The following is a 23,678-nucleotide window of genomic DNA, read 5'->3' on the forward strand; positions in this document are numbered from 1 at the left end:
GATCGGAATAGATAGCCAGCTCAGTGTTGGTCAGGATGCGGCTCGAAGTGGCCGGAGAACACCGCCTTCGCCGTCGAGACCGCGACAGCGAAGTCCACCTTCTTGACGATGGTGGCACCCGCCTTGCGCAGGTCCGCGATCTTTGCCAATTCACCGGCGGGCGCGAGCTGCTTGACGGTCCCCGCATCGAGGTCGGCAACCCAAAGCTTTGTGTCGCCGGCGATGCCAAATACAACTGCTCTTGACATGACGTTTCCTTTCGTTGGTGTCAAAATCCAGCTTTCAAAAGCCCTTCTCTATAGAGATCCTTGTGCCATTGTTCCTTCATGGGAACGACGGAGAGCCATTTTTCCAGGTCAAAGACCGGGTTCAGCGCTTCAGCACGCTGCCGATAGAACTGTGCCCGCCTGCGGTCGCCGATCATTGCACAACTCGCAGCAGCAATTCGATAAGCCGGTGCCTTGTCCTTCATGGCTTCCACATAGGCCATGGCGTCGCCGTACTGCTCGAGGAAATAGCTTGCGCCTGCGGCACACCAAAGATAGCTGTCCGGTGATATAGGATTGAGCGACATCGCCTTCTGGATCTTTGCCAAGGCTTCCTTGGGACGTGAGGCATGTACCAGTGTGTCGGCGTGACTGTAGATCACGTCGGCAAAATGTGGGCTCAGGTCTTCCGCATGACTGAGCGCAGCCACGCTTTCATCGACGTCTCCGAGGTAGAGTCTGGTCACGCCAAGCTCCCGGTAGCCGCCGGCGAAAACCTCGTCCCGCTCTATTGCCTTCAACGCGTTCTGTTCGGCAAGGCCCAACAATTCCCCGTTGCCCTGGGCGGTCACCAGCCACTCGCTGGTATAGGTACGCGCCAGGCCGGTAAACGCCGGCGAAAAGTCGTGATTATATTTCAACGCCTCCTTGAAGGCGGCTCTTGCCCTGCGAATGTGCGGCAGGGTCAGCTTGCCCATCAGGCTCGCACCCACAAGATAGGAATGATAGGCCTGCGGGTTGGCCTCCAGGCTGAGCCGGGCTTGCTCGCGCCTGGCAAGCTCGTCCACGACAGATGACGAGAGGTTCAGAGCAATGAGCCGCCGCTGGGTCGGCAGCGTTGCCGCAGTCATCGGAAAACGCGTCGCCCAGATGATTTCGTCGGTGGGGAAATAGACAAGCTGGGCGTAGAGGCCTTCACCTGAAAGTCTCGTATCGAGGAGATAGGTAATCGAGTGGCGGGCGATAACGGCCGCTTTGTCGGAATCGCGCCGGATCTGCTCTGCGGTGTGCGGAGCAACGATGGAAACGTTGCGCAGGGCACATAGTTCGATCGTAACGTCCTCGATCAGCGCGGCGGCGAGCGACAGCCCCACGACACCACTTTGTGAGGTCGGAGGAAGCAGGACCAGTCGGGGCAGGGGTGAACCAGGCAGTTGCTGCGGCTCGCGGCTGTCTTCATTCCGCGCCAAAGCAGGTATCACATGGTTCGTGGTCTCGGCATTCAAAGGCAGTACGCCCGGGCCGGCAACGCCCGGCAGCCCGCGCAGCATCGCCCTTACCGGCTCATCAGTCGGATCCTGCTCGAGAAGCTGCAAGGCCGCGCCGGACACGGTTCGGTAGTCATCTGCACCCTGGGCAGATCGCGCAGCCTCCATGAGTATCTGCCGCAATTTGACCCTGTGGGTTCGCTGCTCCCGTGCGATCCAGTTGTCGATCGCCTTGCTTGCCGATCTGACGTTGCCTGCGAAATCGCGCTGAAGCAGATCGCTGCACGCCTTCAGCCCCTTCATCGCCAGCCCCGGCCTATCTAGTATCTGCACATCGACGCTGAGGCGGTGCGCGCGCAGTGCCACCGACGTCGCGGTAATCTGCAGCGGCGCGGCGTCGCTGTCATCGATCTGGCGGATGCGGGAAATCAGCTTCCGCAGATTGAGGCCGGCCTGATCAGGTTCGGCATCCGACCAGAGAAACGCTGCCACCTCCTGGCGCGTGAGTGCATGGCCCTTGCAGGTGAAGAGATAGGCCATGGTCAACAGCGCCTTGGCGGGATACCCCACGGCACTGCCTGCCTCGTCCGTCAGACGCAGTTCGCCAAATGTCTGGAGATGCAGCACGCGCTACCCTCGTGTTTCGTCCGCATGATCCCAACGCTCATACTCGTCGGCGACCGACTGGGTCGAGCCAAGGCTGCGCGCAAGTGCAAGCAGCTTTCGACGAATATTCGGATCTTCGATCGCAATGAAGGCCCGTGTCAGCGCAAGTCCCTCTTTCGAAGCGATGAAATGCGCGACTTCATCGGTGCCGGCGCTCAAGCGCAGACCAGCGGTCTGCGATGTCTCCTCATCGAAAAAGAAGCCGATAGGCACGCCAAGGACCTCCGCAATTCGCTGCAGGCGGCTTGCGCCTATGCGGTTGACGCCTTTTTCGTATTTTTGAAGCTGCTGAAATGTAATGCCCAGCGATTCAGACAGGCTAACCTGGCTCATGCCAAGTAGCTTTCGCCTCAACCTGACACGTTCACCCACATAGGCATCGATAGCGTTTGGAGTTTTGGCCTTCATGGCATCCCCCGTTTCCTCGTGTCAGACTGGCAATGTGATAACTTTCGCACAAAATACAACCAAGAGTAAATTTTTTCAAGAAACGAATCACATTCGCGACTACATTTTCCTATCGCGTTGCGAATTTACCCATATTGTCGAAATGCAGCCAAGACTGAGGCAGCAATTCGCCCCGATGATATTACCGACCTTGGGCGGTATATATTCTGGCTGTTCCATTTATGGTGGTGTCACGTCGATTTCACAAGCCATTCGCAATTTCTGTGACTATGGTCTTGGCACGGTTAAGTTGAAGCCTTAGCGACCTTGGCTCCTGCGGAGACAATGGGCCGCAACGCCTTTTCGCTGAACTGATCGATGGGTGGGGTGTCATTCGACAGCGTCTCGGTTGTCACGAATAGGTGCGCTGCTTAACCAACATCAGCATTCAACGCACATCAAGAACGTGTGCCGTATCGACCGGAGACAAGGGCAATGGAACTACGTCCTATCATGATCAACCACGCCGACAGCCTTTCGGCCTGCCGGGAAAAGATCGAGGAAGCCGTATATCTGATCATCCAGGGGGAAAAACTCGTCGGCTTCTCGTCGACCGAAATCGCCATGGCAATCGCTGATATCGCGGACGACTACATTCTTGCGATATCGAGGAAGCGCGCTGCGACGCACTGATCCGCACCCGACCGGCGGCCAGTTGCGCAAGGGGTGCCCTCAAGCGCGCCCCATGCGGGACAGAGCAACACGCAGAGGTTCATCCGAGACGTAGATCAGGCCGCCGTAGGGGTGAGCCATATCGATGACGATGAAGATCGCGCCTCCGACGGATATCGCGCAGACGATAACGATCGATATGACCGTGCCGTTGTAAGGCGACAGAAGGCCGAACGTCAGAAAAATCACGATCAGCCAGAATGTCAGCACGACCAGGAAGGCCGTCGGCAACCCCTCGTTTCCCGTTTCGAGAACCAGCCAATGGGCCTCCGCGATGTCACCACTAACCTCCAGCGCACGTGTCTTGAGCAGGTGGTGAATATCGTCGTCGGGCGTCAGCGCCCTCAACATCGTCTGGACAGGTTCGACACCGAGGTCATCGGCCGATCTCCTCCCAATGGTGCCGCCGGCAAAACCTCCCCAGCTCTGCTCGATGCGACCTTCGACGAGATTGGCGAGCTTCTTGCGCGCCTCTGCCGTTTCGGCGCCATACTGCGCCAGCACGCGGTCAAGCAGGATGAGCCGAGCAGCCGATGTCTTCAATTCAGTTTCCGCGTCATCGAAGGTCGTTTTTGCGGATGCAACCAAAAAACCGAGCGCGAGCGCTGAGAGGGTGCCGACAACGGCAGTGGCGAGCTTGATTGCTTCCTTGGAATCTGTGGACAGGTGATGGTCAGGCAGACGCCGGCTGATCCGCGTGCCGAGTAAAGCCGCGCATGCCAACAGCAGTGCGACAATGCATCCGGTTTCAAGGGCTGTCATGATCGAGTTCGCCTGTTTCGGCGCAATCGAACTGAAAGGATCGGGTTTCGTCAAGCGCGCTCGTCGCAATTTGTCCCGCCTGCGGGCGATTGGCTGCGCAAACCCGTCTTATCGACTGTCCTGCCGCCGCCATTGGCAGCGGAAAAACCCTTCAAAAGACGTTAAGGTGCAAGGGGTCTTGGGGAAGCAAACCAGGCTCGACAAAATACGGGGATCCCCCAGGCAGGAGGATCCCGCTCCTGCAAGATGCTTATTGCTGTGTCGTGCCACCCGTTGAAGGATTGGTCGGGACGGGCGCCGCCGGCTCACTCGACGGGGCAGCCGGCGCAACCGGCGGCTTCATCGGCTGAGTTTCAGTCGTCGAAGCGGTCGGGTTCGGGTCCGTGTCTGGCCTGCCATACCATTGCGTGATCGCAAACGCCGCAATGAGGATCACTGCGATCGCAGCAATCCATCCGATCCACGTACTCGAGCTGTGGCGAGGGGGCGTCGTGCGCAGGTCTGGTTCTGTGCCGGGGTTGCGGACGGGATCATTGGGGTCGTATGTCATATCGCTTCTCCTCTCTGCTTGAAGAGAAATGAACTGTCCCCGAGTTTGTTCCCGACGCATGGGCAGATGCCCTCGAGAGGTCGACCGCTCGGCATCGCGACCGGGAAAAATCACTGCGCTTTCGATGGTGATCTTTCGGCTTCCGGGACGCCGCCCTTCAGACATTCTTCACGATTTGCTGGCAAAAGTGCACCGGCGCGTTGAGTTGTGCGTACGCGCCTCCCGATCCGACAGGAACAATCGACGATCCGATTTCAACTGTCGCAGCCTGGCTTGGAATGTTTGCCGTGGCAACGCGCCTGGCCCTCGATACCTCACGTGATCGAGGCGTTAAGGGACCCGTCAAAAAGCTGCCCGGTGACAGCGTTGAATGAGCCAGCGATTTCAACTTCAGCCACATGCGGTCCCGTGACAATCGCAAGCCATTTGCGCTTTCCCAAACACATGTTGCGTGTCAAGTTGACGCCCGACCGCAAAGGCGGCAAGAAACGGCGACGTCAGCAAGGGTGACACATGCAGGCGATTGAGGTTCCGGGCCTCCTATCCTTCACCATCGCAATTCTCGTCTTCTTTGCCGGTGCTAGCCTCAACCGTTTAATTCCAATTCTTGCGCGCTGGAGCATTCCAGAAGCGGTCTCTGGCGGCCTTCTGGCAGCGTTAGCGACCTTTTTCGCCTACGAGTTCTTTGACGTCGAAATCAGCTTCACGCTCGCAGCACGCGACATGCTGCTTCTGTATTTCTTCACGGGTGTCGGGCTGAATGCCAGGTTGTCCGATCTTGCGGCGGGAGGAAAGCCGCTCCTCATCCTTCTCGGCCTGACGCTGGTCTTCCTCGTCATCCAGAACCTTGTTGCCATTGGAACCAGCAAGATCCTTGGTCTTGCGCCAGGCACTGCCATATTGCTCGGCTCGACCTCCCTGATCGGAGGACACGGTACGACCATTGCCTGGGCCCCGATCATCACCAACCGTTTTGGCCTGACGAACGCGCTTGAGGTCGGCATTGCCAGCGCCACTCTCGGTCTCGTTATCGCCAGCCTGATCGGGGGGCCGATTGCGCAGTATCTGATCAAACGTCATCGACTGAGCGGTCGCAGCAGCGAGGAGCTGACGATCGGTGTTTCGCGTGCAGCGACCAGCAGCCATCACGATGACGTCAGTTACGTCAGCCTGTTGCGAACCCTGCTGGTCACCAACATTGCCATCCTCGTTGGATATGCCCTGCATGAGATCATCGTCGAGGCCGGCATCAAGCTTCCGCTGTTTGTCGTCTGCCTGCTGGTCGCAATTGTGGTGACCAATACTGTCCCGTTCGTCGTGCCGAAATTGCCTTGGCCGACGCGCACGCGCGCGCTCTCGCTCATATCGGATCTCTCGTTGAACGTGTTTCTGGCAATGTCGTTGATGAGCATGCAGTTGTGGGGCCTGAGTGGGCTTGGTCCGGTGCTCGCCGTGGTACTGGCGATCCAGACGCTCGTCGCCGTAGCCTACATCCTGTTCTTGGTCTTTCCGGCGATGGGGCGCACTTATGAAGCCGCCGTGATCTGCGCGGGTTTTTGCGGCGTCTCGCTCGGTGCTACTCCCACCGCAATAGCCAACATGACCGCCGTCACCAAAATTCATGGTGCGGCAACGATCGCATTCATCATCCTGCCGCTGGTTTCGGCATTCTTTATCGATCTGGCGAACGCAGCTGTTCTTGGTTTTCTTGTTCGGTGAGTTGTTGCTCGCAAAATTCGTAATGGCCCTCGTTACCCCTGCAGCCTTCGCAGCAGCACGCCAAGTCGCTCCTGCGATGGGCAATCCTGAAGATCCGGCCGAACCGGGATGCCACCGCCTCCACGGTTCCTCGCCTCGCTCGGGCTATAGCCGAACGCTCGCTTGAACGCTCGGCCGAATTCGGCGCCGTCGCTGAACCCGCGTTCTTCGGCAATCTGGAAGATAAGACGTCGATCGTTGGGGTCGGTCAAAGCGGCGTAGGCACTGAGCAGTCGACGGTGCTGAATATAGTGCATCACTCCACCAAAGGGCTCGAACAGGTTGTAGAGCCGCGTGCGCGAGATGCCGAGTTCCCGTCGCACCAGCTCACTCCCGAGTTTGGGGTCAAGCAAGTGGCTGTGTACCAGTTGGCGGGCCTTTTCGAGGAGGACATTGGCAATCGGCCCTTCGGCGGCTTCGATATGATCCGCGGTTGGCTGCACGCAGGCAAGGATCATCGCGCGTGTGGCTGCCGCGAGCCCCGGAAGGTCGGCCTGAGCGAGCATCGGCAGGCGATTAGCGACATCAATGAGATAATCCGAAAACAGCCGTCCCATACCGGTCGCAAGCGTCGAAAATTCCGCCTGGCCGAGTGTGGCCGACGTCTCAAGCGAAAGATCGCGCGGCACAAACAGGATGAGCATCTCGCTCTTGTCGACGACGCCATCGAAGGAGCGACCGAGTGAGTGGACCTGGACCTCACCCGGACCGGCAATAAACGCAGTTCTTGCCGCATCAGTGCGGGTCTGTCCGGACAACAGGACCGTCATGGTCCAGTGATCGACGGGATCTCGTCGAACATGCCCCGGCAGGCTCGAGAATGCGAGGCGGTCCGTGCTGACTTCGGCAAGGACAAGACTGCCAAGATCCCAGAGCTTTTGCCGGCCTTTGAAATTTGCGGTCATTGGGTCGATATCGGAAAGTTCGAGCATAGGCGCAAAACTATCGTGCCATATCGCAAACTGCTCCGCTCGCGGCAGGCCAGCGGTCGAAAATTCAAATGAGGGTAAGGACGATGCCCTCCCGTCCGATAAGACTGCCTCGACGGCATTACGATCCAGGCGCGCCAGGCTCTCGTTGTCGGGCTCGCGGTCTGGTAACCTCGCATGGTTCGCGACGCCTTCCATCATCACGTCACCTCTTGTCGGCCGCAGGCGAGGCAGTGTCGTTACGTGCGGCTCGCCCATGAGACACAGTACGCCCGTGATTGCCGCCTATCATGCCCGACATAGTGAGGGAGCCTTCCCAGGAGGCATTGCCGGGTGGCGTTGTTAATCTGTGCCGAGTAGGATCGCTCGAAACGGAGACGATCCCCTGCAGCGTGACGCTGTGCGTCAGGCATGGCGCGACGGAAGGGCTGGATGAGCCGCCAGATAAGAATTTGCAGTTCATTCGTACTTTCCTCTTTGGCCCAGGAGCGAAGCGGGGTGACGTCTGAATGATGCAAGCGAGCTGATTTCTTAGTTTCAAGGGACGGCCGTTCACACGGCGGACGCGGAAAACCCCAGCACTCGTCCCGATATATTTCGACAAGCTGCCTCAGGCAGGCCGCACTCCTCCCGGCGGCAATTTAGCCCTTTCGACCTCTTTCCTCAACCGTCAGATGCATGATCAGTAAACGAGGTCGCTATCCAGTTGGTTTTTGTGCCTCATGTGCCGTCCTTCGCTCTTGAGCCTTTATGGCCCATGGTCGGCGTCAGCTCCCTTGAACTGCCCGAGAGCAGCGTCGCAATCCACATTCCAGACGGCGTACCGGCGCAATACACGATGAATGCGATAAGGATCGGCACGCCGATGAAGGCACCCGAAATGCCCCACATGAAACTCCAGAAAAACACCGAAAAAATTACGGCAAACGGAGATATTGCCAGCGACGCCCCGGTCAACCGCGGCTCCAGGTAGCTACCGATGATGAACTGGATGAAGTTGAGGCTGGTGAAAATGACGACCGCCGTCTGCCATGCTTCGAATTGGGCGATTGCAAACAGGGTCGGAAGCGCTGTCGCAACAAAGGGCCCGAGAAAGGGGATGTAATTGAGCGCGAAGGCGATCGCTCCCCAAGCCGGCGCAAGTTCGAGCCCGGCGCCCAGCGCAAAGAGCCAGACCACCAACCCGGTGAGGATACTCGCAAAGGTGCGAACGATCATGAAGCGGCGCAATTTTGCACCAAGCATTCGATTGGCCACCAGGATGCGCGTTCCGTAAGGTTGTGCTGCGGGAACGACGAGACGTTTATTGAAGTCTTCCACTTCGAGCAGGCCCAGCATGATGAAGATGAAGACCAGAACCGCAAAACCGGCAAAGCTGTTTAGCCGTCCAGCCATCCCCTGGACAAAACCCACCAGCCAGGCAACATCAAAACGGTCGGCCAGGGGCCCCGCGACGGCCAGGCCGTGCTCTTCCAGCCAGCTTGTCCAGTTAACGTAGATGGCCTGGAAACGGTCGGCGTTGACGAAGAGCCATTGCGCCAGCCTGCCAAACCCCCAGGCAACCGATGACCCGATGGCGACGATAGCGATCATAGTGACGCTCAAGGTGATGAGAAGTGCAAGAAGTTTTGGAAGAAAGCGCTGCAACGCGGCCTGACAAGGCCAGACGAGCGCGATGACGAACAAGGAAAAGATGAGCGGCGCGAAGATCGATTGCGCGACATAAAGCAAAGCAAGCACCAGGATACCGGTTGCCGTTGAACCGATGATGCGACTGCCGCCCGCTTCCTGCATGTTTGCCCCTGGAATGTTGGTCTATCTTCCAACCTCCGTCAGGAAGACGGGGAGTGGCCTTGCGTGCGAGACTTCCCCGGGCCAGGCCCTTCCTCCTGGCGCGCACCTGCCTTCTGGCCAAATGCGCGCGCCGCCGACATGCCCGCTCGTTGTAGACTAGCTGGCAGTGGCCGCCTTTTGCAACGCGTCGCGCAACACCTGTTCTTTCGTTTCATCAAGAGAGGTCTTGAGTACGACGCCACCATGGGCCGATATCTCCTTCAGGACCTTGTCCGCAGTCATTTCCTGGATCAGCACGAACAAAGCGGCTTTGCCCGGATCAAGATTGGCGGCGAGCTCCTTCATGAAAGGGTCGTTGATGCCGACGTCGGTCAGAGCGCCGCCGATGGCGCCGGATGCCGTGCCAACCGCCACACCCAGAAGCGGATTGAGAAACAGAACACCGATCAGCAAACCCCAGAAGCTGCCCGAGGCAGCACCGGCAACCGTGGTGTTGACCAATTGATTGAGTTTGATCTTGCCACCCTCGTTCTTCGTCGCAATTACGGCATCTCCGACCTTGATCAGGTATTCCTTCTGCATTTCGAACAAGCGCTGACGCACCTCTTCGGCTTTGGTTTCGCTCGGATAAACAATTGCAATCAAAGTAGACATGACCAGTCCTCCTTTACTGGATGGGCTTGCACCAAAATCGGAAACGCCTGCCATTCCACCAATTCTCAGCCGACTTCCTGCCATGCGTGGGCAGCAGAAATTGACAAGTTGCAATAGGACCAACGCTTTCCCGGCGACCGGAAGCGGCATGTCGCCTGTTGGATGCAGCCGGGATCAGCGCTGAGACGAAGCGCAACCCATCGCCAAAATGACGGGGCAGCGAAAAAGCGTTCCCGTTATTCATCAATCCATCTGTCCCGGGGATCAGCGCGACCGGTGGAGGTCCCGTGGAAGAACTCAAATGACGTTGCTCCCTAAATGCCCTGCCAAGCTTGTGCAGTTTGCCAGTACCCGAGGGTGCAGTGGCCGTCGCAAACTATAGAGCGTTTCAAGAAGCGAAGTGATCAGCATAGAATCCCGCAACTATGCCTGCAGTCCAGATTTGGCAGTCTCCGGCGGAAAGAAACCCGAGGAGTGCCAGAATGAAACGCCGTCAACTTGTCACCCGGACGACACGCAACCCTGATTTGAGCAAGGACGCCCGAAATTCATCTACCGCGTCCGCTGCTCATCGCTTAGAACGTTGAGATGGATCGCCTCATGCGTGCAGCCGGAGAAGTGATCTGAACCGATTGTCTTTGTGTACGCCAGATTGAACAGCTGCCAGAGAATTAGCCTGGGCCATGTCGTCAATGCGATTGTCCGTCATCGTGATCATGTTATTGGCGCTGGTCGGCTGCGGTGGGCCACGCGCGGTTCTTGGCCTGCCCGTTACATCGTCATCGGGATCGGAACCACGGGCGATCGTTCCGATCTATGTCGCGACCACGCGCGCGAGATCCGACAATCTGTCCCTGCCTTACTCGGCCGAGCGGTCGCAGACGCTGAATTTCGCGAAGCTCGATATCGGAATTCCAAGGAACCACGTTCCTGGTCGCATCGAGACAAGCGGGCGGATTCCCGATCCCAGCCGGCATTTTTCGGCGCGAACCTACCAACCGATCGCTGACCGACAAGAATTCATCAGGCAGTTGAACGCCGCCTTGGCGCAGCGCGCGCCTGAAGATCGCGAGATCTTCATCTTCGTACACGGTTACAACAACAATTTCGCCGACAGCGTCTTCCGCAATGCTCAGATCACCTACGACTACAACATCAAGTCGGTCTCGCTCAATTACGCCTGGCCATCTGGAGCCTCGATCCCTCTTTATGTCTTCGACCGCGACAGTGCCCTGATCGGTCGACGAGGTCTTGCCGAGACAATCGAGATCGCGGCGCAGACCAACGCAAAGAGAATAATCCTGGTTGGCCATTCGATGGGCGCCTATGTCGTCACCGAAGCCTTGCGCGATCTGGCATTGAGGGGCCGCACCACCACCCTGAAGCGCTTGGGTGGCGTCGTTCTTGCTGCGCCTGATATCGACGTCGACGTCTTCGTCAGTCAGCTTGACGATATCGGGGATATCCCGCGGCCGTTCACAATCATTGTTTCGCAGCGCGACCGCGCCCTCGGTTTTTTCCCGGCGCCTGGCAGGCGGCCACCCACGTGTCGGCAGCGGCTCCGAAGTCGCCGACCTTCAGAAGAGAGAGATCGCGGTCATCGATGTCTCCAACATCGATGGCGGTCGCCACAACGTCTTTGCGAGTTCACCAACACTGATGGAAATCGTCAACAACGACGCCCTGATGCGCAGCGTGGTGAGAGAGGACCAGGCACCTGTCGGCCAGACAATGCTCGCCGACGGCGCATCGGTCATAGAGGGTGCCGCATCCCTTGTGATCTTTCTCCCGAGCCGCATTCTGAGTGGGCTCGCGCAGGCTTCCGCAGGGCAGTAGTGGAGATGCCGGAGCGCAAACGGCCAGACTGGATTTCGTCTTATCGATACAACATATGAGCTGACCGAAGCCGTATTGGGGCTACGATATAGAGCGCAAGCATCAACCACAGATTGGAGGAGGCGGAAGCGGGCAGGTTTGCCCGTTGCCTCTTTGGACACGCCACACCATGGCCCGCTGGCGCGAATTCTTCCGACAGCGGTCCGAAGTTTGCCACCCGTCAGCGCGGGCAGGCAGCGATGTAGCGCCGACCGTAGCGATCCCGGAATTCGCATTGTCCCGGACGACCGGCGACGTTGCCGATGACCGCACCGGAGGCCCCTCCGATCGCAGCACCAACCGCGGCGCCGCGCACGTTATTGGTTACCGCGCCACCGACCACCGCACCCGTTGCGGCCCCAATACCGGCACCCTGTTGCGTCGGCGTGCAACTTGCAAGCGCCAGACCTGCCAACGCACACATCAGCAATCTCTTCATCACTCGCCCCCATGTAAGGTTCATCTGGCACCGAAGATCGCGGCATCAGCCGCGTCTTTCGGACTATAGTGTTGCAGAAGAGTGCCTGTGATCGGCACGGAATCCCAAAACCAAGCTCTGAGTTCAAATCTCTTGGACCGGTCACCGCGGTCCACTGGTCTGCAGGCAGCATGCACCTGCCAGACAGGCGGCGCGCCGTGCGGCTTTTTCTCGGCGCGGGCGATCGCCCACGCTCGAGCAAAAGCCGCACGGGATCAACGATGAGGCCTACTTACGGTCTGTCACGGCCGGGCTGAAGACCAGCAGGCTGAGGATCTCAAACAGCACCTGAGCGCCAGCCTGTGCGGTGTTGGTGGTGCTGTCATATTGCGGAGCCACCTCCACGACATCGCCACCGACGAGATTGAGACCTTTAAAGCCGCGAAGCAGTTCCAGCGCCTCACGGCTGGTCAGGCCGCCGATCTCGGGCGTTCCGGTACCGGGCGCAAAGGCCGGGTCGAGACTGTCGACATCGAAAGACAGGTAGGTTGGGCCGTCGCCGACGATCTGGCGTGCCTTCTCGATGATCGCAGGGATACCCATGGCGTTGATCTCCTCGGCGTGGATGACAGTCATCCCGGATTCGTAGGAGAATTCCCAGAGATATTCGGAAGGGCCCCTGATGCCGATCTGGATCGTGCGGGTCGGATCGAGAACACCGTCGAGTACGGCATTGCGCATCGGGCCGCCGTGGTGGAATTTCGTCTGATCAAAGGGACCGCCGGTATCGCAATGGGCATCGATATGGATGAGCCCGATCGGCTCCTTGGCACCCACAGCCTTCAGAATCGGATGGGTTATGGAGTGGTCGCCGCCGACAGAAAGCGGAATGACGCCTGCCTCGACAATCTTGCGGATCGCCGCCTCGATATTGTCGTGGCATTGCTCCAGGCGGTAGCGGCTCCCAAACTGGATATCACCGATATCGGCTACCCTCAGGTCGTAGGCAGGAGCGCAGTCCAGCACGTGGTTGTAGGGGCCGATCCGTTCGATGCTGCGCACGGCCCTCGGTCCGAAGCGCGAGCCCGGCCGATTGCTGACACCGAGATCCATCGGGATGCCGATTGCCGCAACCTGCAGATCTGCGAAATCAGGAGCGGTGAAATTGACCTCCCTGTAAGGCAGGCCCGCGAAGGTCGAAATACCGCTGTAGGGTGCCGCGCGCGTCCCGCCCTTGAAGATTTTTTCGGCCACGCGGCGGAAGCGCGGGTCGAAGAACTCCGCGCTGTCGCCAAACTTCCTCCTAAGATCTTCCAGGTGCTTCTTCAACTCGACCATCGTTTCGTCCTTCATTCGAAATTGCTCGACAGTATCACTGACAGGTCCAGCCCTGTCGCGAAGGGCCGCACCCGATCGCTGTTTTCACGACCGTGGCGAGAGATGCTCGTGGATGGCCAGCCAATCGCCGGTTGACTGTTTCTCGAAAACGATTGTTTCGCGTTCCACGCTCGTAAAAGGTCCGCCGTTGATACTCAGGTCAGTCTCGACGGAGTGAGTGAATATGGCAATGGAGCCGGCGATCTGAACGTCTCGGTCGCTCGAGCGACAGGCGTGAACACGAAAGCCATCGCGCGTCTCCCAAAGGGCCCACTCGGCTTCATATTCGGCACGCGTGGCCAGCCGTCGGTCGAGATTGTGAAATATGAAGGTGGCCTCGGGCGCGAAAGCAGAGAAATAGCCATCGCGATCGTGCCTGGCGAAAGCATCGACTAGTCTGTCTGCCGCCGCAAGCACGGCATGTTGCTGGTGTTCCATCCCTTGTGGTTCCTATTGAATTTTTGGGCTGCTGATCAGGACGGCAAGCGGCCTGTTCTGCCGCGCCACGCCTTCCTTAAGTGCCTCAAGCGTCATCGCTTCATCTTTAACGAACTCGATGAACATCATGTTGAGGTTGTTAAAGAGCATCTGGCCCACCGCGATCGCGTCGATCCCCGGCATAACGGCACCGCGAAGCTGCAGTTTCTGCACCAGCATCGAAACCTGATCACACAGGCGTCGATCGAGCTGCGTGTATCGCCTGGAGAACGGGCTTTCTGGCTGCTGTATGGATGTCGCCATGGCAGTTCGCCACATCTCCTTGCTAAGGTAGACGAGCGAATGATCGAAGTACTGGTCGATCAGCACCTTTAATGCGTCGAGCGTCGTGGCCGGCGGGTTTTCAACGATGGCCTTGCCCGATTCCAGGACCTCTTCGACTTCCATGGAAACCGTGGCGACGAGAATGTCTCCCTTGTTTTCATAGTAGTTGTAAAAGGTGCCGACCGACACCTCGGCGCGCTCGGCTATGTCCTCGATGCGCGCGCTGTCATAGCCAACCTCGCGAAACAGGCTCGCAGCCGCTTCCAAAATGCGGCGATTGCGATCGGCTTTCTGCTTGGCGCGCAGTCCCGTCATGTCCAGCTCTCTCAAATAATGAATGCCCTCAAAAATCATATTGACTTAAAAAATGAACTCATTCAATCTTTTTCGTGAAGGCGCCGGAACGAGCGTCACCGACCAGAGGGCAACATCATGACCGATTTTATTGCAGGCATATCTGCGCCTAGATTTCTGACCTTTGCCGCGACATTGGCGCTTGCTGCAGCCGCTGCCGCGCTGACATCTGAACCCGTCCTGGCACAGGACGAGTTGAACGCGCTTGTCTGGTGCGACCACACCGATCCGGCATTGATCGAGCCTTTCGAGAAGGCGAACAACGTCAAGGTCAATCTGAAGGAGTATGAGGGCACAGGCGCTGGCCTCTCCATCATCGATCAGTCACGCCCGGGAGACTGGGATGTGCTTGTCATCGACGGCGTTGACGTCCAGCGCGCCGTCGACAAGGACATCCTTGCGGAGATTCCAGCTGATGCACTCCCGAACGCGGATATCTTCCCGGACGTGCGCATGGAGGCCAACAACAGCCGTGACGGCAGGATCTACGCCGTCACCGAGAAGTTCGGCTACAACACTGTTTCCTACGACAAGACGAAAGTTGACCCGGCCGACATGAAGGACATGTCGAAGCTCTGGTCGGAGAAATACAAGGGCCGCATCGCTGTCTACGACTACTATCTGCCGATGATCGGTCTAACCGGCATCGATCTCGGAAAGGCGACGGCGAGCCTGACGGATGCCGATATGCCGGCAATCAAGGATAAGCTGCTTGCACTCAAGGCCAACGCAAAGCAGGTCAGTGACGTCGTCTCCTCGCAGACAGCACTTGCGACAGGCGAGGTCGACATCGTTTTCGGCGGCGGGGAGTGGTTGACGGCCGGATTGGTGAAAGACAAGCCTAACCTCGACTGGACCATCCCCGAGCAGGGTGCAGTGCGCTGGGCGCAGTCCATCGGCGTCATGAAGGATTCCACGAAGAAGGACCTTGCTCTCAAGTTCGTCCAGTATATCGTCAGCCCCGAAGGGCAGGCGCGGCTTGCGACGTCGTCCTGTTACTGGGCAATGCCCGCGAACGCCAAGGCCGGCGAGCATCTGACTGACGAACAGAAGGCCGCTTTGCGCTGGAACGAGCAGGCCGACTATCTCAAGCGCACGCAGCTTTATCCGATCCCAACTGCGGAGCTTGACGCCAAGATGCAGGACGCCTGGACCGAGATGCTGCAAAACTAGCGGTTCGTCTCTTCCGTCATCAGACCATCACAATACCCTCTCCTCCGTTCTTGGGAGAGGGCAGTCGGAGACTTGTCCGTGGCTCATGTTTCTCTTGAAGTCGCCGAACGCCGCAAGGCCTGGAGTTTTGTGGCTCCGGCGCTTGTGTGGACCATCGTCTTCTTTGTCGCCCCGTTTCTCTTCATGGCGGCCATGAGCCTTTGGGAGCAGCAGGGCGGAGGGATTGTCCGCGTCTGGAAACTCAACAACTACATCGCCTTCTTCGAGAAGGACGCGCTGTTTCGCGGACTGACGAATTCGTTGGAGATCACCGCGATCGTCACGGTTTTCTCGATCCTGCTTGCCTATCCTCTGGCCTGGATCATCGCTGAGCGGGTACCGCAGAAATATCAGCGAACAGCCCTCATCTTGGCGATCTTACCGTTCTGGACCTCCTACGTCGTTCGATCCTATTCCTGGCTGCTGGTGCTCTCGCGCAATGGCGTGATCAATCAGGCGCTTCTTAATCTCGGTGTCATCAGCGAGCCGCTGGAACTCGCCAGCAACCGCACGGCAACGGTGATCGGCTTTGTCCATTTCTTCGTCATGCTTCTTACCCTGACGATTTATGCCAATCTCGTGCAGCTCTCGCCAAATTATCGCCGCGCGGCGGCTGACCTCGGTGCGAATGCGTTTCAGACATTCTGGCACGTCATCCTGCCACTCACCATGCCGGGCATCATGACCGGCGCGTTCCTGACCTTCGTTCTTTGCATCGGTGACTACGTCACGCCGCAGATTCTTGGGGGCAACAATGAGCTTGTCCTGCCGCAGATCATCATGTTGCAGCTTGGTCGCCGCGCCGACTTCCCGATGGCCGCGGCGCTCTCGATCATCCTGATGCTGGTCGTCACTGCCGCATATATTGCCTGCGCCCGCTGGCTGAAGATCGAGAGGACGTAATGGCGCGCAACAGGCTCACCAACTTCGTTTCCAGCGTCTATGCCGTTCTGATTTTCGGCTTCATCTTTCTGCCGGTGATCGTGCTTGTGCTGTTTTCCTTCCAGGACGGTCGCCTGCCGGTGCCGCCGTTCAACGGCTTCTCGCTGCAATGGTATGAAGCCGTCTTCGCCGATCGCAAGCTGATGTCCGCGCTGCTGCATTCTTTCCTGGTGGCGACCATATCGTCTCTTGTTGCCTGCCTTCTCGGATTTTTCGCTGCCTATGGGCTGGCACGCTTCAAGCTGCCGGGCAGCGCCTTGCAACGCGGATTGCTTATTGCGCCGATGACGGTCAGCTATCTGATTATCGCACTTGGGCTGTTGAGGGTCCTCAATGTGCTGGGCATTGGCCTTTCGCTGTGGACAGTCGGCATCGGTCACGTGGTGATCAATCTGCCGCTCTGCTTTGCGATCATCTATTCGTCTATGGGCGACCAGCATATCAATATCGAGCGCGCCGCGCGTGATCTCGGCGCCAGCGACATAAAGGTCATGGCGCTCGTTACGGCGCCGATGCTGCTGCCGTCGCTTCTCGCCTCCTTCTTCCTGTCGATGACGTTCAGCTGGGATGAATTCATCATCGCTTTCTTGCTGTCCCGTTTCGACGTGACGCTGCCTGTCGAGATCTGGAGCCTGCTTCGTTCCGGTCTCAATCCCAAGACCAATGCCATCGGGTCACTGGTGTTTCTCGTTTCGGTCGTCTTGCTGATCGTGTTGGAACTGTTCCTGTTCGGAAGGACAAAGAAGTCATGACCGCCCCGGTTTCGATTGAGAACGCGACGAAGACGTTCGCCAGCTTCACGGCGCTCGACAACGTTTCCCTTAACATCAACGCGGGCGAATTCATCGTCCTGCTCGGGCCCTCCGGCTGCGGCAAGACCACGCTTTTGTCCATTCTCGGAGGTTTCCTGCAGCCGACGAAGGGGCGCATTTTAATCGGCGGCAAGGAAATGACCGGCGTTCCGCCGGCGAAGCGCCCGACGACCACGATGTTTCAGGACTATGCTCTCTTCCCGCATATGAAGCTCAAGGACAATGTCGGTTTTGGCCTTAGAATGCGCGGCATCGGCAAGCCGGAGCGCGAGCAGCGCGCCAAGGTCTTCCTCGATCTTGTCGGTCTCGAGGCCTCCGCCGACAAGAAGCCGCATGAGCTTTCTGGTGGTCAGCGACAGCGCGTGGCGCTCGCCCGGGCTCTTGCGGTCGATCCTGACGTTCTGCTGCTCGACGAACCGCTGGGCGCTCTTGACCTCAAGCTTCGCCGGCAGATGCAGGACGAGTTGAAAGCGATCCAGAAGCGCGTCGGTACGACCTTCGTTCATGTCACCCATGACCAGGAAGAGGCGATGGCCATCGCTGATAGGATCGTTGTGATGAACCAGGGAAAGATCGAGGATTTCGGACCGCCTTCCGAAATCTACATGCGTCCGCGCTCGCTGTTTGCCGCCGGCTTCATGGGTGAGGTAAACTTCATCGAAGGCACGATCAGAGATGTCGATGGCACCCAGGCGATCGTCGAGACGGCGCTTGGAAAGGTGGCGTTGCCGAAAAGCTGCTTTACGGCTGGCATGCCGTGCATCGGTCAGGCGACGACGCTTTGCATCAGGCCAGAACATTTCCGTCGTGCCGGCGAGGGGAACGGCCCCGCCACTGCGCTGGGCCAAGCGACCGTATCTGGCAGCGCCTTTTTCGGAACGCATTATCGATGCCACCTGACGCCCACCGGCGCCCCGCAAATGCGCATCGTCGCGCACATGCCGCAATCGGCGGCGGTGATGGAAGGCCAGGCGGTCATGCTCGCGGTCAATGTCGGCGACATCCTGGCCTTGCCGCCGAAACAGGCATAGGCTCAGGCCATGGAACGTGTGACCCCGGACAAATGGTATCAGGTGAAACGGCTGGCGGACGACGTCACTCTCATTTCCGAGCCTTTCATCCAGGAGTTCTACCGCTGCAATGTCTGGCACGTTCGCGGGCGCGATCGCGATTTGCTTGTCGACAGCGGTATGGGCGTTGTGTCGCTACGCGAATGGGTGCCCCTGGTCACCGAGCGGGATCTGATTGCGGTCGCAAGCCACACCCACTTCGACCATATTGGCTGCCATCACGAGTTCGAGTGCCGCGCGGTCCATTCAGCGGAAGCCGACCTCATTGCCAATCCGACGCGGACAAACACGCTTGCCGACCCCTACGTCACCGATGACATCTTCGACGCATTGCCACCCGAACCCTATTGCTCGAAATGCTATGGCGTGAAGAAGGCGCCGGCGACGCGTATTCTGGAGGACGGAGATGTCATCGATCTTGGCGACCGGCGCTTCGAGGTCGTCCATACCCCCGGCCACTCGCCCGGTGGCATCGCACTTTGGGAAGCGAGGACGCAAACCCTCATCTCCGGTGATATTCTCTACGACGGGCCGCTGATCGAGGACGCCTATCATTCCAACGCGGCCGATTATCTCGCCTCGATGGAGCGGCTTTTAACGATACCGGCCCGCGTCGTGCATGGCGGGCATTTTCCGAGCTTCAGCGGCGAGCGATACCGCCAGCTGATCACGGATTGGCTGAACGAAAGACACAAGAAGATCTGACGGGAGTGATGACATGCTCGACAAGCGCAAATTCTACATCAATGGCGAGTGGGCAGCGCCGCTGGCAGCGAATGATCTTAAAGTCGTCAATCCGGCGACCGAACAGCCAGTCGCGGTGATTTCGATGGGCACGGCTGCCGATATCGATCGCGCGGTCACGGCTGCGAAGAAGGCGTTTTCGAGCTACAGCCGCACGAGCGTCGAGGAACGCCTGGCGCTGTTGGAGAGATTGCTTGAGATCTACAAGCGCCGCTACGAAGAGATGGCGCAGACGATCACGCTCGAGCTCGGCGCGCCGATTACCATGAGCCGCCAGCAGCAGGCCGACGTTGGGGTCGGGCATTTGCAGGGTTTCATCGATGCGCTGAGGCGGCTGAAGACACGCGACGCATTGGCGAACGGCGACGTTGTCTTGCGCGAGCCGATCGGCGTTTGCGGTCTTGTCACTCCCTGGAACTGGCCGATCAACCAGATAGCACTGAAAGTGATTCCGGCGCTGGCCACAGGCTCGACCTGCGTACTGAAGCCGTCCGAGTTCACACCGCTCAACGCCATGCTCTATGCGGAGATGATACATGAAGCTGGCTTCCCTGCCGGCACCTTCAACCTCGTGAACGGCGATGGCGTTAATGCCGGTGCCGCACTTTCGAGGCACAGGGATGTGGACATGATGTCCTTTACCGGTTCGACCCGGGCCGGCATTGCCGTCAGCAAGGACGCGGCCGACACAGTCAAACGGGTAACACTTGAACTCGGCGGGAAGTCCCCCAACCTCGTATTCGAGGACGCTGATCTTGAGGACCGCATCACGGGAAGCGTGCTTGAATGTTTCAACAATTCGGGCCAGTCCTGCGATGCACCGAGCCGCCTCCTCGTTCAGACGTCGGTCTATGACAAGGCTGTCGAGATCGCCTTGCGTGTCGGTCGTGAGGCCAGGGTCGGTAGTCCCGCAGAAGAAGGCAGCCACATCGGCCCGCTTGTCAGCGACATCCAGTTCGCTCGCGTACAGGCATTGATCAATGCGGGTATTGCCGAAGGTGCGCGCGTTCTCGTCGGCGGGGCCGGCAAGCCAGAGGGCTTCGAGACCGGCTATTTCGTCAGGCCGACGATTTTCGCCGACGTCAACAATGACATGCGCATTGCCCGTGAGGAGGTATTCGGGCCGGTGCTGGCCATGATGCCGTTCGACACCGAGGAGGAGGCGATCGCGATCGCCAACGACACGAGCTACGGACTGGCTGCCTATATCCAGACCGGTGATCCTGCTCGTGCCGAACGCGTAGCGGCAAGACTCAGGGCCGGGATGGTCCATATCAACGGTGCGCCGCATCGTTATGGAAGCCCCTTCGGGGGCTACAAGCAATCGGGCAACGGACGAGAAGGTGGTATATTCGGGCTTGAGGACTTCCTTGAGGTCAAGACCCTTCACCGTCCTGATGCTGCCTGATCGGTGTGGTGAATACATGGGCTTGCGCGCCCGACATGAGCATCGCACATTGCGCAGCGGCAATTGCAAACGCAGGACGAACGATGAGGGGAACTTTCTTTCAACCGGTTGATGCTGCAGACGTTCCGCGCTTCGCCGGGCATTCAACCTTCATGCGTCTGCCAGCGGTGCAGACCGCAGTCGGGCTTGATATCGCGCTTGTGGGAATCCCCTGGGACGGCGGAACAACGAACAGGGCAGGCGCACGCCACGGGCCGCGGGAAGTTCGCAATCAGTCGAGCCTGATGCGGCGTGTGCATCACGTCTCAGGGACAGAGCCGTTCAGTATCGCGAATGTCGCCGATGTCGGCGACCTCTCGGTCAACCCAATCGACCTTATGGACGGTCTCAAACGCATTGAAAGCGGCATGAACGAGATTGTCGCTGCCGGTGCCATTCCGTTGTCGGTGGGCGGCGACCATTTGACGACGCTCCCCGTGTTGCGTGCGGTCGCCAAGAACCGGTCCCTCGGACTGATCCATTTCGACGCACACTCCGACACCAACGATCGTTACTTCGGCGACAATCCTTACACGCACGGAACGCCGTTTCGTCGTGCGATCGAGGAGGGACTGCTCGACCCGAAACGGATTGTTCAGATCGGAATTCGCGGCTCGATCTACGATCCAGGCGAGCACGACTGGGCGAAAGAGCGGGGCGTGCGGATCATCTATATGGAGGAGTTTGTCAGCCGCGGCGCGCAAGATGTGATGCGGGAGGCGCGAGAGATCGCGCGTGGCCTGCCGACCTACGTTACCTTTGATATCGACAGCATCGATCCATCAATGGCGCCCGGAACCGGAACGCCGGAGGCGGGCGGCTTCACGACGCGGGAGGCACAGCAAATGATCAGGCTGCTTGCCGGAGTTGATATCGTCGGCGCCGACGTGGTCGAGGTGTCGCCGCCATTCGACCTGGTTGGCATGACGGCGCTTGCCGGTGCCACGATGATGTTCGAACTTCTTTGCGTCATTGCCAAGCAGGTCGGGGATCGGCGCAACGCTGCAGGCGCCTGATTGCCTGTCGTTCATCAGGCGCGAATGCCAGCCTCGCCCGATAGTCGTCGGTAGCCGCCACGCCAGTAAAGCAGTGGCAAAACATCCTCGCGCGTTTCGATCGCACAAACGCGACCGATAAGGATCGCGTGCGAATGGTGGTTGAGTACCGTTTCCAGTTCGCAGTCGAGAACGGTCAGCGCGTCTTTTAGCGCCGACGTTCCGGTCGAAAGACTATGCCATTGCGCGTCCTGATAGCGCTCGATACCGCGCCGTCCGTCGAACCCGGCGAAGGATTGTGCGACGTGCTGCTGGTCGGCGGTAAGCACGTTCACGCAGAAGCGGCGATACCGCTCGACCACAGGCCAGGAAGACGATTTGCGATTGAGGCTGACGATTACCGAGGGCCGATCTGCCGATAGGGAAGATACCGATGTCGCGGTAAAGCCTGTCCGTTCTTCGCCTTCGCCAACGGTGATGACGCTGACCGCCCCGGCCAGATGCCGCATCGACAGCTTGAACACAGATTGATCGACGACAGGTCGGGTTGTCACCTCTGGCATCCGTTCTCTCCCTGGTTAGCCCGCCGCTTGTGCCTTGGCGAAACGATTGGTTGGCATTGAAAGGCCGAGGTTCTCTCGTAGCGTCTTGCCTTCATATTCTTCTCGGAAGAGCCCGCGCCGGCGCAATTCAGGAAGGACCAGCGTGACGAAATCGTCGAGGCTCGAGGGAAGTGTCGGGAACATCAGGATGAAGCCATCCGCCGCACGGGTCTTAAACCACTCTTCCATGAAGTCGGCAATCTGGGTCGGTGTGCCGGTGATGCCGTTGCCCGTGTGCTTTTCGGCATAGTGACGCACCAACTCACCGACTGTCCGTCCGCTCTTGACGAAATCGGTGAGCTCTTCGAACAGCGCCCGCGACCCCTTGGGCGCAGTCGGCAGTCGATCCATCGGAAACGGCTTGTCCAACGGCACGCCGCGCAGGTCGGCCTCGAGAAACTCGGAAAGCATCAAGCGACCAACGTCCGGATGCATCTTGTCGATGAGGTAGTTGACCTTGGCCTGAGCCTCGGCCTCCGTTTCGCCGACATTTAAGACAACACCCGGCATGATCTTGAGGTCATCAGGATTGCGTCCGTAGGCGGGCATACGACCCTTGACGTTTTCGTAGAATGCGCGGTTTCGGTCGATGTTCGAGGCGAGGCTGAAGACGATCTCGGCTGTGCGTGCCGCCATGTCGATGCCGGGTTCGGAACCGCCTGCCTGTGCGATGACGGGCCGACCCTGCGGCGACCGCGCAATGTTGAGCGGTCCGCGCACCTGGAAGTGCTTGCCCCTGTGATTGAGCGCGTGGTGCTTGCTCTTGTCATAATAGACGCCGCTCTCACGATCGAGCAGCAGCGCGCCGTCCTCGAAGCTGTCCCAGAGACCAAGGACGACGTCTAAAAACTCGTTGCCGCGCTCGTAGCGCAAGGCGTGCGGATCCAGCCCCTCGCGATTGAAATTGTAGCCCGTCTCGTCGTGGTCCGAGGTGACGACGTTCCAGCAGGCTCGCCCATGGCTCAGATGGTCGATCGAGGCAAATAGCCGGGCGACGTTGTAGGGCTCGTAATAGCTGGTCGAGACGGTGGCGACGAGACCGAGGTTTTCCGTCGTCACCGACAGGGCGGCGAGCAGGGACAAGGGTTCGAAACGGTTCATCTTCGTCGGAATGCGGGCGAGAGCATCCGGGTCGCCGACTGCTGCAGCCGGAGAGTCGGCCATGAACATGAAATCGAACTTCGCCGCTTCTGATCGTTTGGCGACATCGAGCAGGTGGCTGAAATCGTTGGCGCCGTCCACGTTGCTCGCCGGGTGCAGCCAGGAGGCTGGATGAAAGCCGAACGTGTAGACGAAGGTGCCCAGTTTCATCTTGTCGGTACGCGCCATGACATTCTCCCGCAGGCTCTGATCCGTGATTGC

The 23,678-nt window shown here is 58.9% G+C and carries 24 protein-coding genes; 10 read left to right on the forward strand and 14 right to left on the reverse strand.

What is annotated here, in order from left to right; translation table 11 throughout:
• Window positions 1–20: 20 nt before the first annotated feature.
• The 3 genes from ATY79_RS28355 to ATY79_RS28365 are packed head-to-tail and all read right to left on the reverse strand — an operon-like array spanning window position 21 to window position 2,548.
• Window positions 21–248, reverse strand: a complete 228-nt coding sequence (locus ATY79_RS28355) for a hypothetical protein (RefSeq protein ID WP_088705565.1) — start codon at window positions 246–248, stop codon at window positions 21–23.
• A 20-nt stretch (window positions 249–268) separates the two neighbouring features.
• Window positions 269–2,101, reverse strand: a complete 1,833-nt coding sequence (locus ATY79_RS28360) for a peptide antibiotic resistance protein (RefSeq protein WP_088705566.1) — start codon at window positions 2,099–2,101, stop codon at window positions 269–271.
• Window positions 2,102–2,104: 3 nt separating this feature from the next.
• Window positions 2,105–2,548, reverse strand: coding sequence for a helix-turn-helix transcriptional regulator (locus tag ATY79_RS28365; protein ID WP_088705567.1), 444 nt, complete (start codon window positions 2,546–2,548; stop codon window positions 2,105–2,107).
• Window positions 2,549–3,022: 474 nt separating this feature from the next.
• Between ATY79_RS28365 and ATY79_RS28370 the strand changes: the two genes are divergently transcribed.
• On the forward strand, window positions 3,023–3,220 hold the full coding sequence (locus tag ATY79_RS28370) for a hypothetical protein (protein WP_088705568.1): 198 nt from the start codon (window positions 3,023–3,025) through the stop codon (window positions 3,218–3,220).
• A 39-nt stretch (window positions 3,221–3,259) separates the two neighbouring features.
• Here ATY79_RS28370 and ATY79_RS28375 read toward each other — a convergent pair whose 3' ends face one another.
• Both ATY79_RS28375 and ATY79_RS28380 read right to left on the reverse strand, forming a co-directional pair.
• Entirely contained in the window at window positions 3,260–4,021 is a 762-nt protein-coding gene (locus ATY79_RS28375; protein WP_088705688.1) for a DUF4239 domain-containing protein, read from the reverse strand.
• A gap of 250 nt (window positions 4,022–4,271) precedes the next feature.
• Window positions 4,272–4,571, reverse strand: a complete 300-nt coding sequence (locus tag ATY79_RS28380; protein WP_088705569.1) for a hypothetical protein — start codon at window positions 4,569–4,571, stop codon at window positions 4,272–4,274.
• A 513-nt stretch (window positions 4,572–5,084) separates the two neighbouring features.
• Between ATY79_RS28380 and gltS the strand changes: the two genes are divergently transcribed.
• Complete coding sequence (gltS, locus tag ATY79_RS28385) at window positions 5,085–6,290, forward strand: sodium/glutamate symporter (RefSeq protein WP_088705570.1); 1,206 nt, start codon at window positions 5,085–5,087, stop codon at window positions 6,288–6,290.
• Between the two features lie 32 nt (window positions 6,291–6,322).
• Here gltS and ATY79_RS28390 read toward each other — a convergent pair whose 3' ends face one another.
• The 3 genes from ATY79_RS28390 to ATY79_RS28405 all read right to left on the reverse strand — a co-directional run bounded on the left by ATY79_RS28390 (window position 6,323) and on the right by ATY79_RS28405 (window position 9,706).
• Window positions 6,323–7,234 (reverse strand): helix-turn-helix domain-containing protein, encoded by a 912-nt coding sequence (locus tag ATY79_RS28390; protein WP_245312463.1) that lies wholly within the window; start codon window positions 7,232–7,234, stop codon window positions 6,323–6,325.
• Between the two features lie 744 nt (window positions 7,235–7,978).
• The gene (locus tag ATY79_RS28400; RefSeq protein ID WP_088705573.1) at window positions 7,979–9,052 is read right to left on the reverse strand and encodes an AI-2E family transporter; all 1,074 of its coding nucleotides are present in this window, start codon (window positions 9,050–9,052) and stop codon (window positions 7,979–7,981) included.
• A gap of 156 nt (window positions 9,053–9,208) precedes the next feature.
• Window positions 9,209–9,706 (reverse strand): DUF1269 domain-containing protein, encoded by a 498-nt coding sequence (locus ATY79_RS28405; protein ID WP_088705574.1) that lies wholly within the window; start codon window positions 9,704–9,706, stop codon window positions 9,209–9,211.
• A 692-nt stretch (window positions 9,707–10,398) separates the two neighbouring features.
• Between ATY79_RS28405 and ATY79_RS28410 the strand changes: the two genes are divergently transcribed.
• A complete protein-coding gene (locus tag ATY79_RS28410) occupies window positions 10,399–11,601 on the forward strand; it encodes an alpha/beta fold hydrolase (protein WP_245312464.1) in 1,203 nt (400 codons plus the stop codon).
• A 161-nt stretch (window positions 11,602–11,762) separates the two neighbouring features.
• On the opposite strand, the gene ATY79_RS28415 is transcribed toward ATY79_RS28410, so the two are convergent.
• From ATY79_RS28415 to ATY79_RS28430, 4 genes are all read right to left on the reverse strand, one after another.
• Window positions 11,763–12,020 (reverse strand): glycine zipper domain-containing protein, encoded by a 258-nt coding sequence (locus ATY79_RS28415; protein WP_088705575.1) that lies wholly within the window; start codon window positions 12,018–12,020, stop codon window positions 11,763–11,765.
• A 267-nt stretch (window positions 12,021–12,287) separates the two neighbouring features.
• Window positions 12,288–13,337, reverse strand: a complete 1,050-nt coding sequence (speB, locus tag ATY79_RS28420) for an agmatinase (protein ID WP_088705689.1) — start codon at window positions 13,335–13,337, stop codon at window positions 12,288–12,290.
• A gap of 84 nt (window positions 13,338–13,421) precedes the next feature.
• Window positions 13,422–13,814: a nuclear transport factor 2 family protein gene (locus ATY79_RS28425; protein WP_088705576.1), complete on the reverse strand. Its 393-nt coding sequence runs from the start codon at window positions 13,812–13,814 to the stop codon at window positions 13,422–13,424.
• Window positions 13,815–13,826: 12 nt separating this feature from the next.
• On the reverse strand, window positions 13,827–14,453 hold the full coding sequence (locus tag ATY79_RS28430) for a TetR/AcrR family transcriptional regulator (protein ID WP_088705690.1): 627 nt from the start codon (window positions 14,451–14,453) through the stop codon (window positions 13,827–13,829).
• 117 nt (window positions 14,454–14,570) lie between these two features.
• Between ATY79_RS28430 and ATY79_RS28435 the strand changes: the two genes are divergently transcribed.
• The 7 genes from ATY79_RS28435 (at window position 14,571) to speB (ATY79_RS28465) (ending at window position 21,735) form a co-directional block, all read left to right on the forward strand.
• On the forward strand, window positions 14,571–15,665 hold the full coding sequence (locus ATY79_RS28435) for a spermidine/putrescine ABC transporter substrate-binding protein (RefSeq protein WP_088705577.1): 1,095 nt from the start codon (window positions 14,571–14,573) through the stop codon (window positions 15,663–15,665).
• Between the two features lie 78 nt (window positions 15,666–15,743).
• A complete protein-coding gene (locus tag ATY79_RS28440; RefSeq protein ID WP_088705578.1) occupies window positions 15,744–16,607 on the forward strand; it encodes an ABC transporter permease in 864 nt (287 codons plus the stop codon).
• Complete coding sequence (locus tag ATY79_RS28445) at window positions 16,607–17,398, forward strand: ABC transporter permease (protein WP_088705579.1); 792 nt, start codon at window positions 16,607–16,609, stop codon at window positions 17,396–17,398. The genes ATY79_RS28440 and ATY79_RS28445 overlap by 1 nt, the downstream gene beginning before the upstream one ends.
• Window positions 17,395–18,489 carry an ABC transporter ATP-binding protein gene (locus ATY79_RS32020; RefSeq protein WP_088705580.1) on the forward strand — a complete coding sequence of 365 codons (1,095 nt, stop codon included), beginning with the start codon at window positions 17,395–17,397 and terminating at the stop codon, window positions 18,487–18,489. Before ATY79_RS28445 ends, ATY79_RS32020 begins: the two co-directional genes overlap by 4 nt.
• A gap of 9 nt (window positions 18,490–18,498) precedes the next feature.
• Window positions 18,499–19,233, forward strand: coding sequence for an MBL fold metallo-hydrolase (locus ATY79_RS28455; protein WP_088691536.1), 735 nt, complete (start codon window positions 18,499–18,501; stop codon window positions 19,231–19,233).
• A 13-nt stretch (window positions 19,234–19,246) separates the two neighbouring features.
• A complete protein-coding gene (locus ATY79_RS28460) occupies window positions 19,247–20,680 on the forward strand; it encodes an aldehyde dehydrogenase family protein (protein WP_088705581.1) in 1,434 nt (477 codons plus the stop codon).
• Window positions 20,681–20,763: 83 nt separating this feature from the next.
• Window positions 20,764–21,735: an agmatinase gene (gene speB, locus ATY79_RS28465; protein ID WP_088705582.1), complete on the forward strand. Its 972-nt coding sequence runs from the start codon at window positions 20,764–20,766 to the stop codon at window positions 21,733–21,735.
• A 14-nt stretch (window positions 21,736–21,749) separates the two neighbouring features.
• On the opposite strand, the gene ATY79_RS28470 is transcribed toward speB (ATY79_RS28465), so the two are convergent.
• Together ATY79_RS28470 and ATY79_RS28475 are read right to left on the reverse strand one after the other, a co-directional pair.
• Window positions 21,750–22,277 (reverse strand): flavin reductase family protein, encoded by a 528-nt coding sequence (locus ATY79_RS28470; RefSeq protein WP_088705583.1) that lies wholly within the window; start codon window positions 22,275–22,277, stop codon window positions 21,750–21,752.
• A 15-nt stretch (window positions 22,278–22,292) separates the two neighbouring features.
• Complete coding sequence (locus ATY79_RS28475) at window positions 22,293–23,645, reverse strand: LLM class flavin-dependent oxidoreductase (RefSeq protein WP_088705584.1); 1,353 nt, start codon at window positions 23,643–23,645, stop codon at window positions 22,293–22,295.
• Window positions 23,646–23,678 lie beyond the last annotated feature (33 nt).

Origin of the sequence: Rhizobium sp. R693 (genome assembly GCF_002211315.1) — a bacterium.
Classification (GTDB): Bacteria; Pseudomonadota; Alphaproteobacteria; order Rhizobiales; family Rhizobiaceae; genus Rhizobium.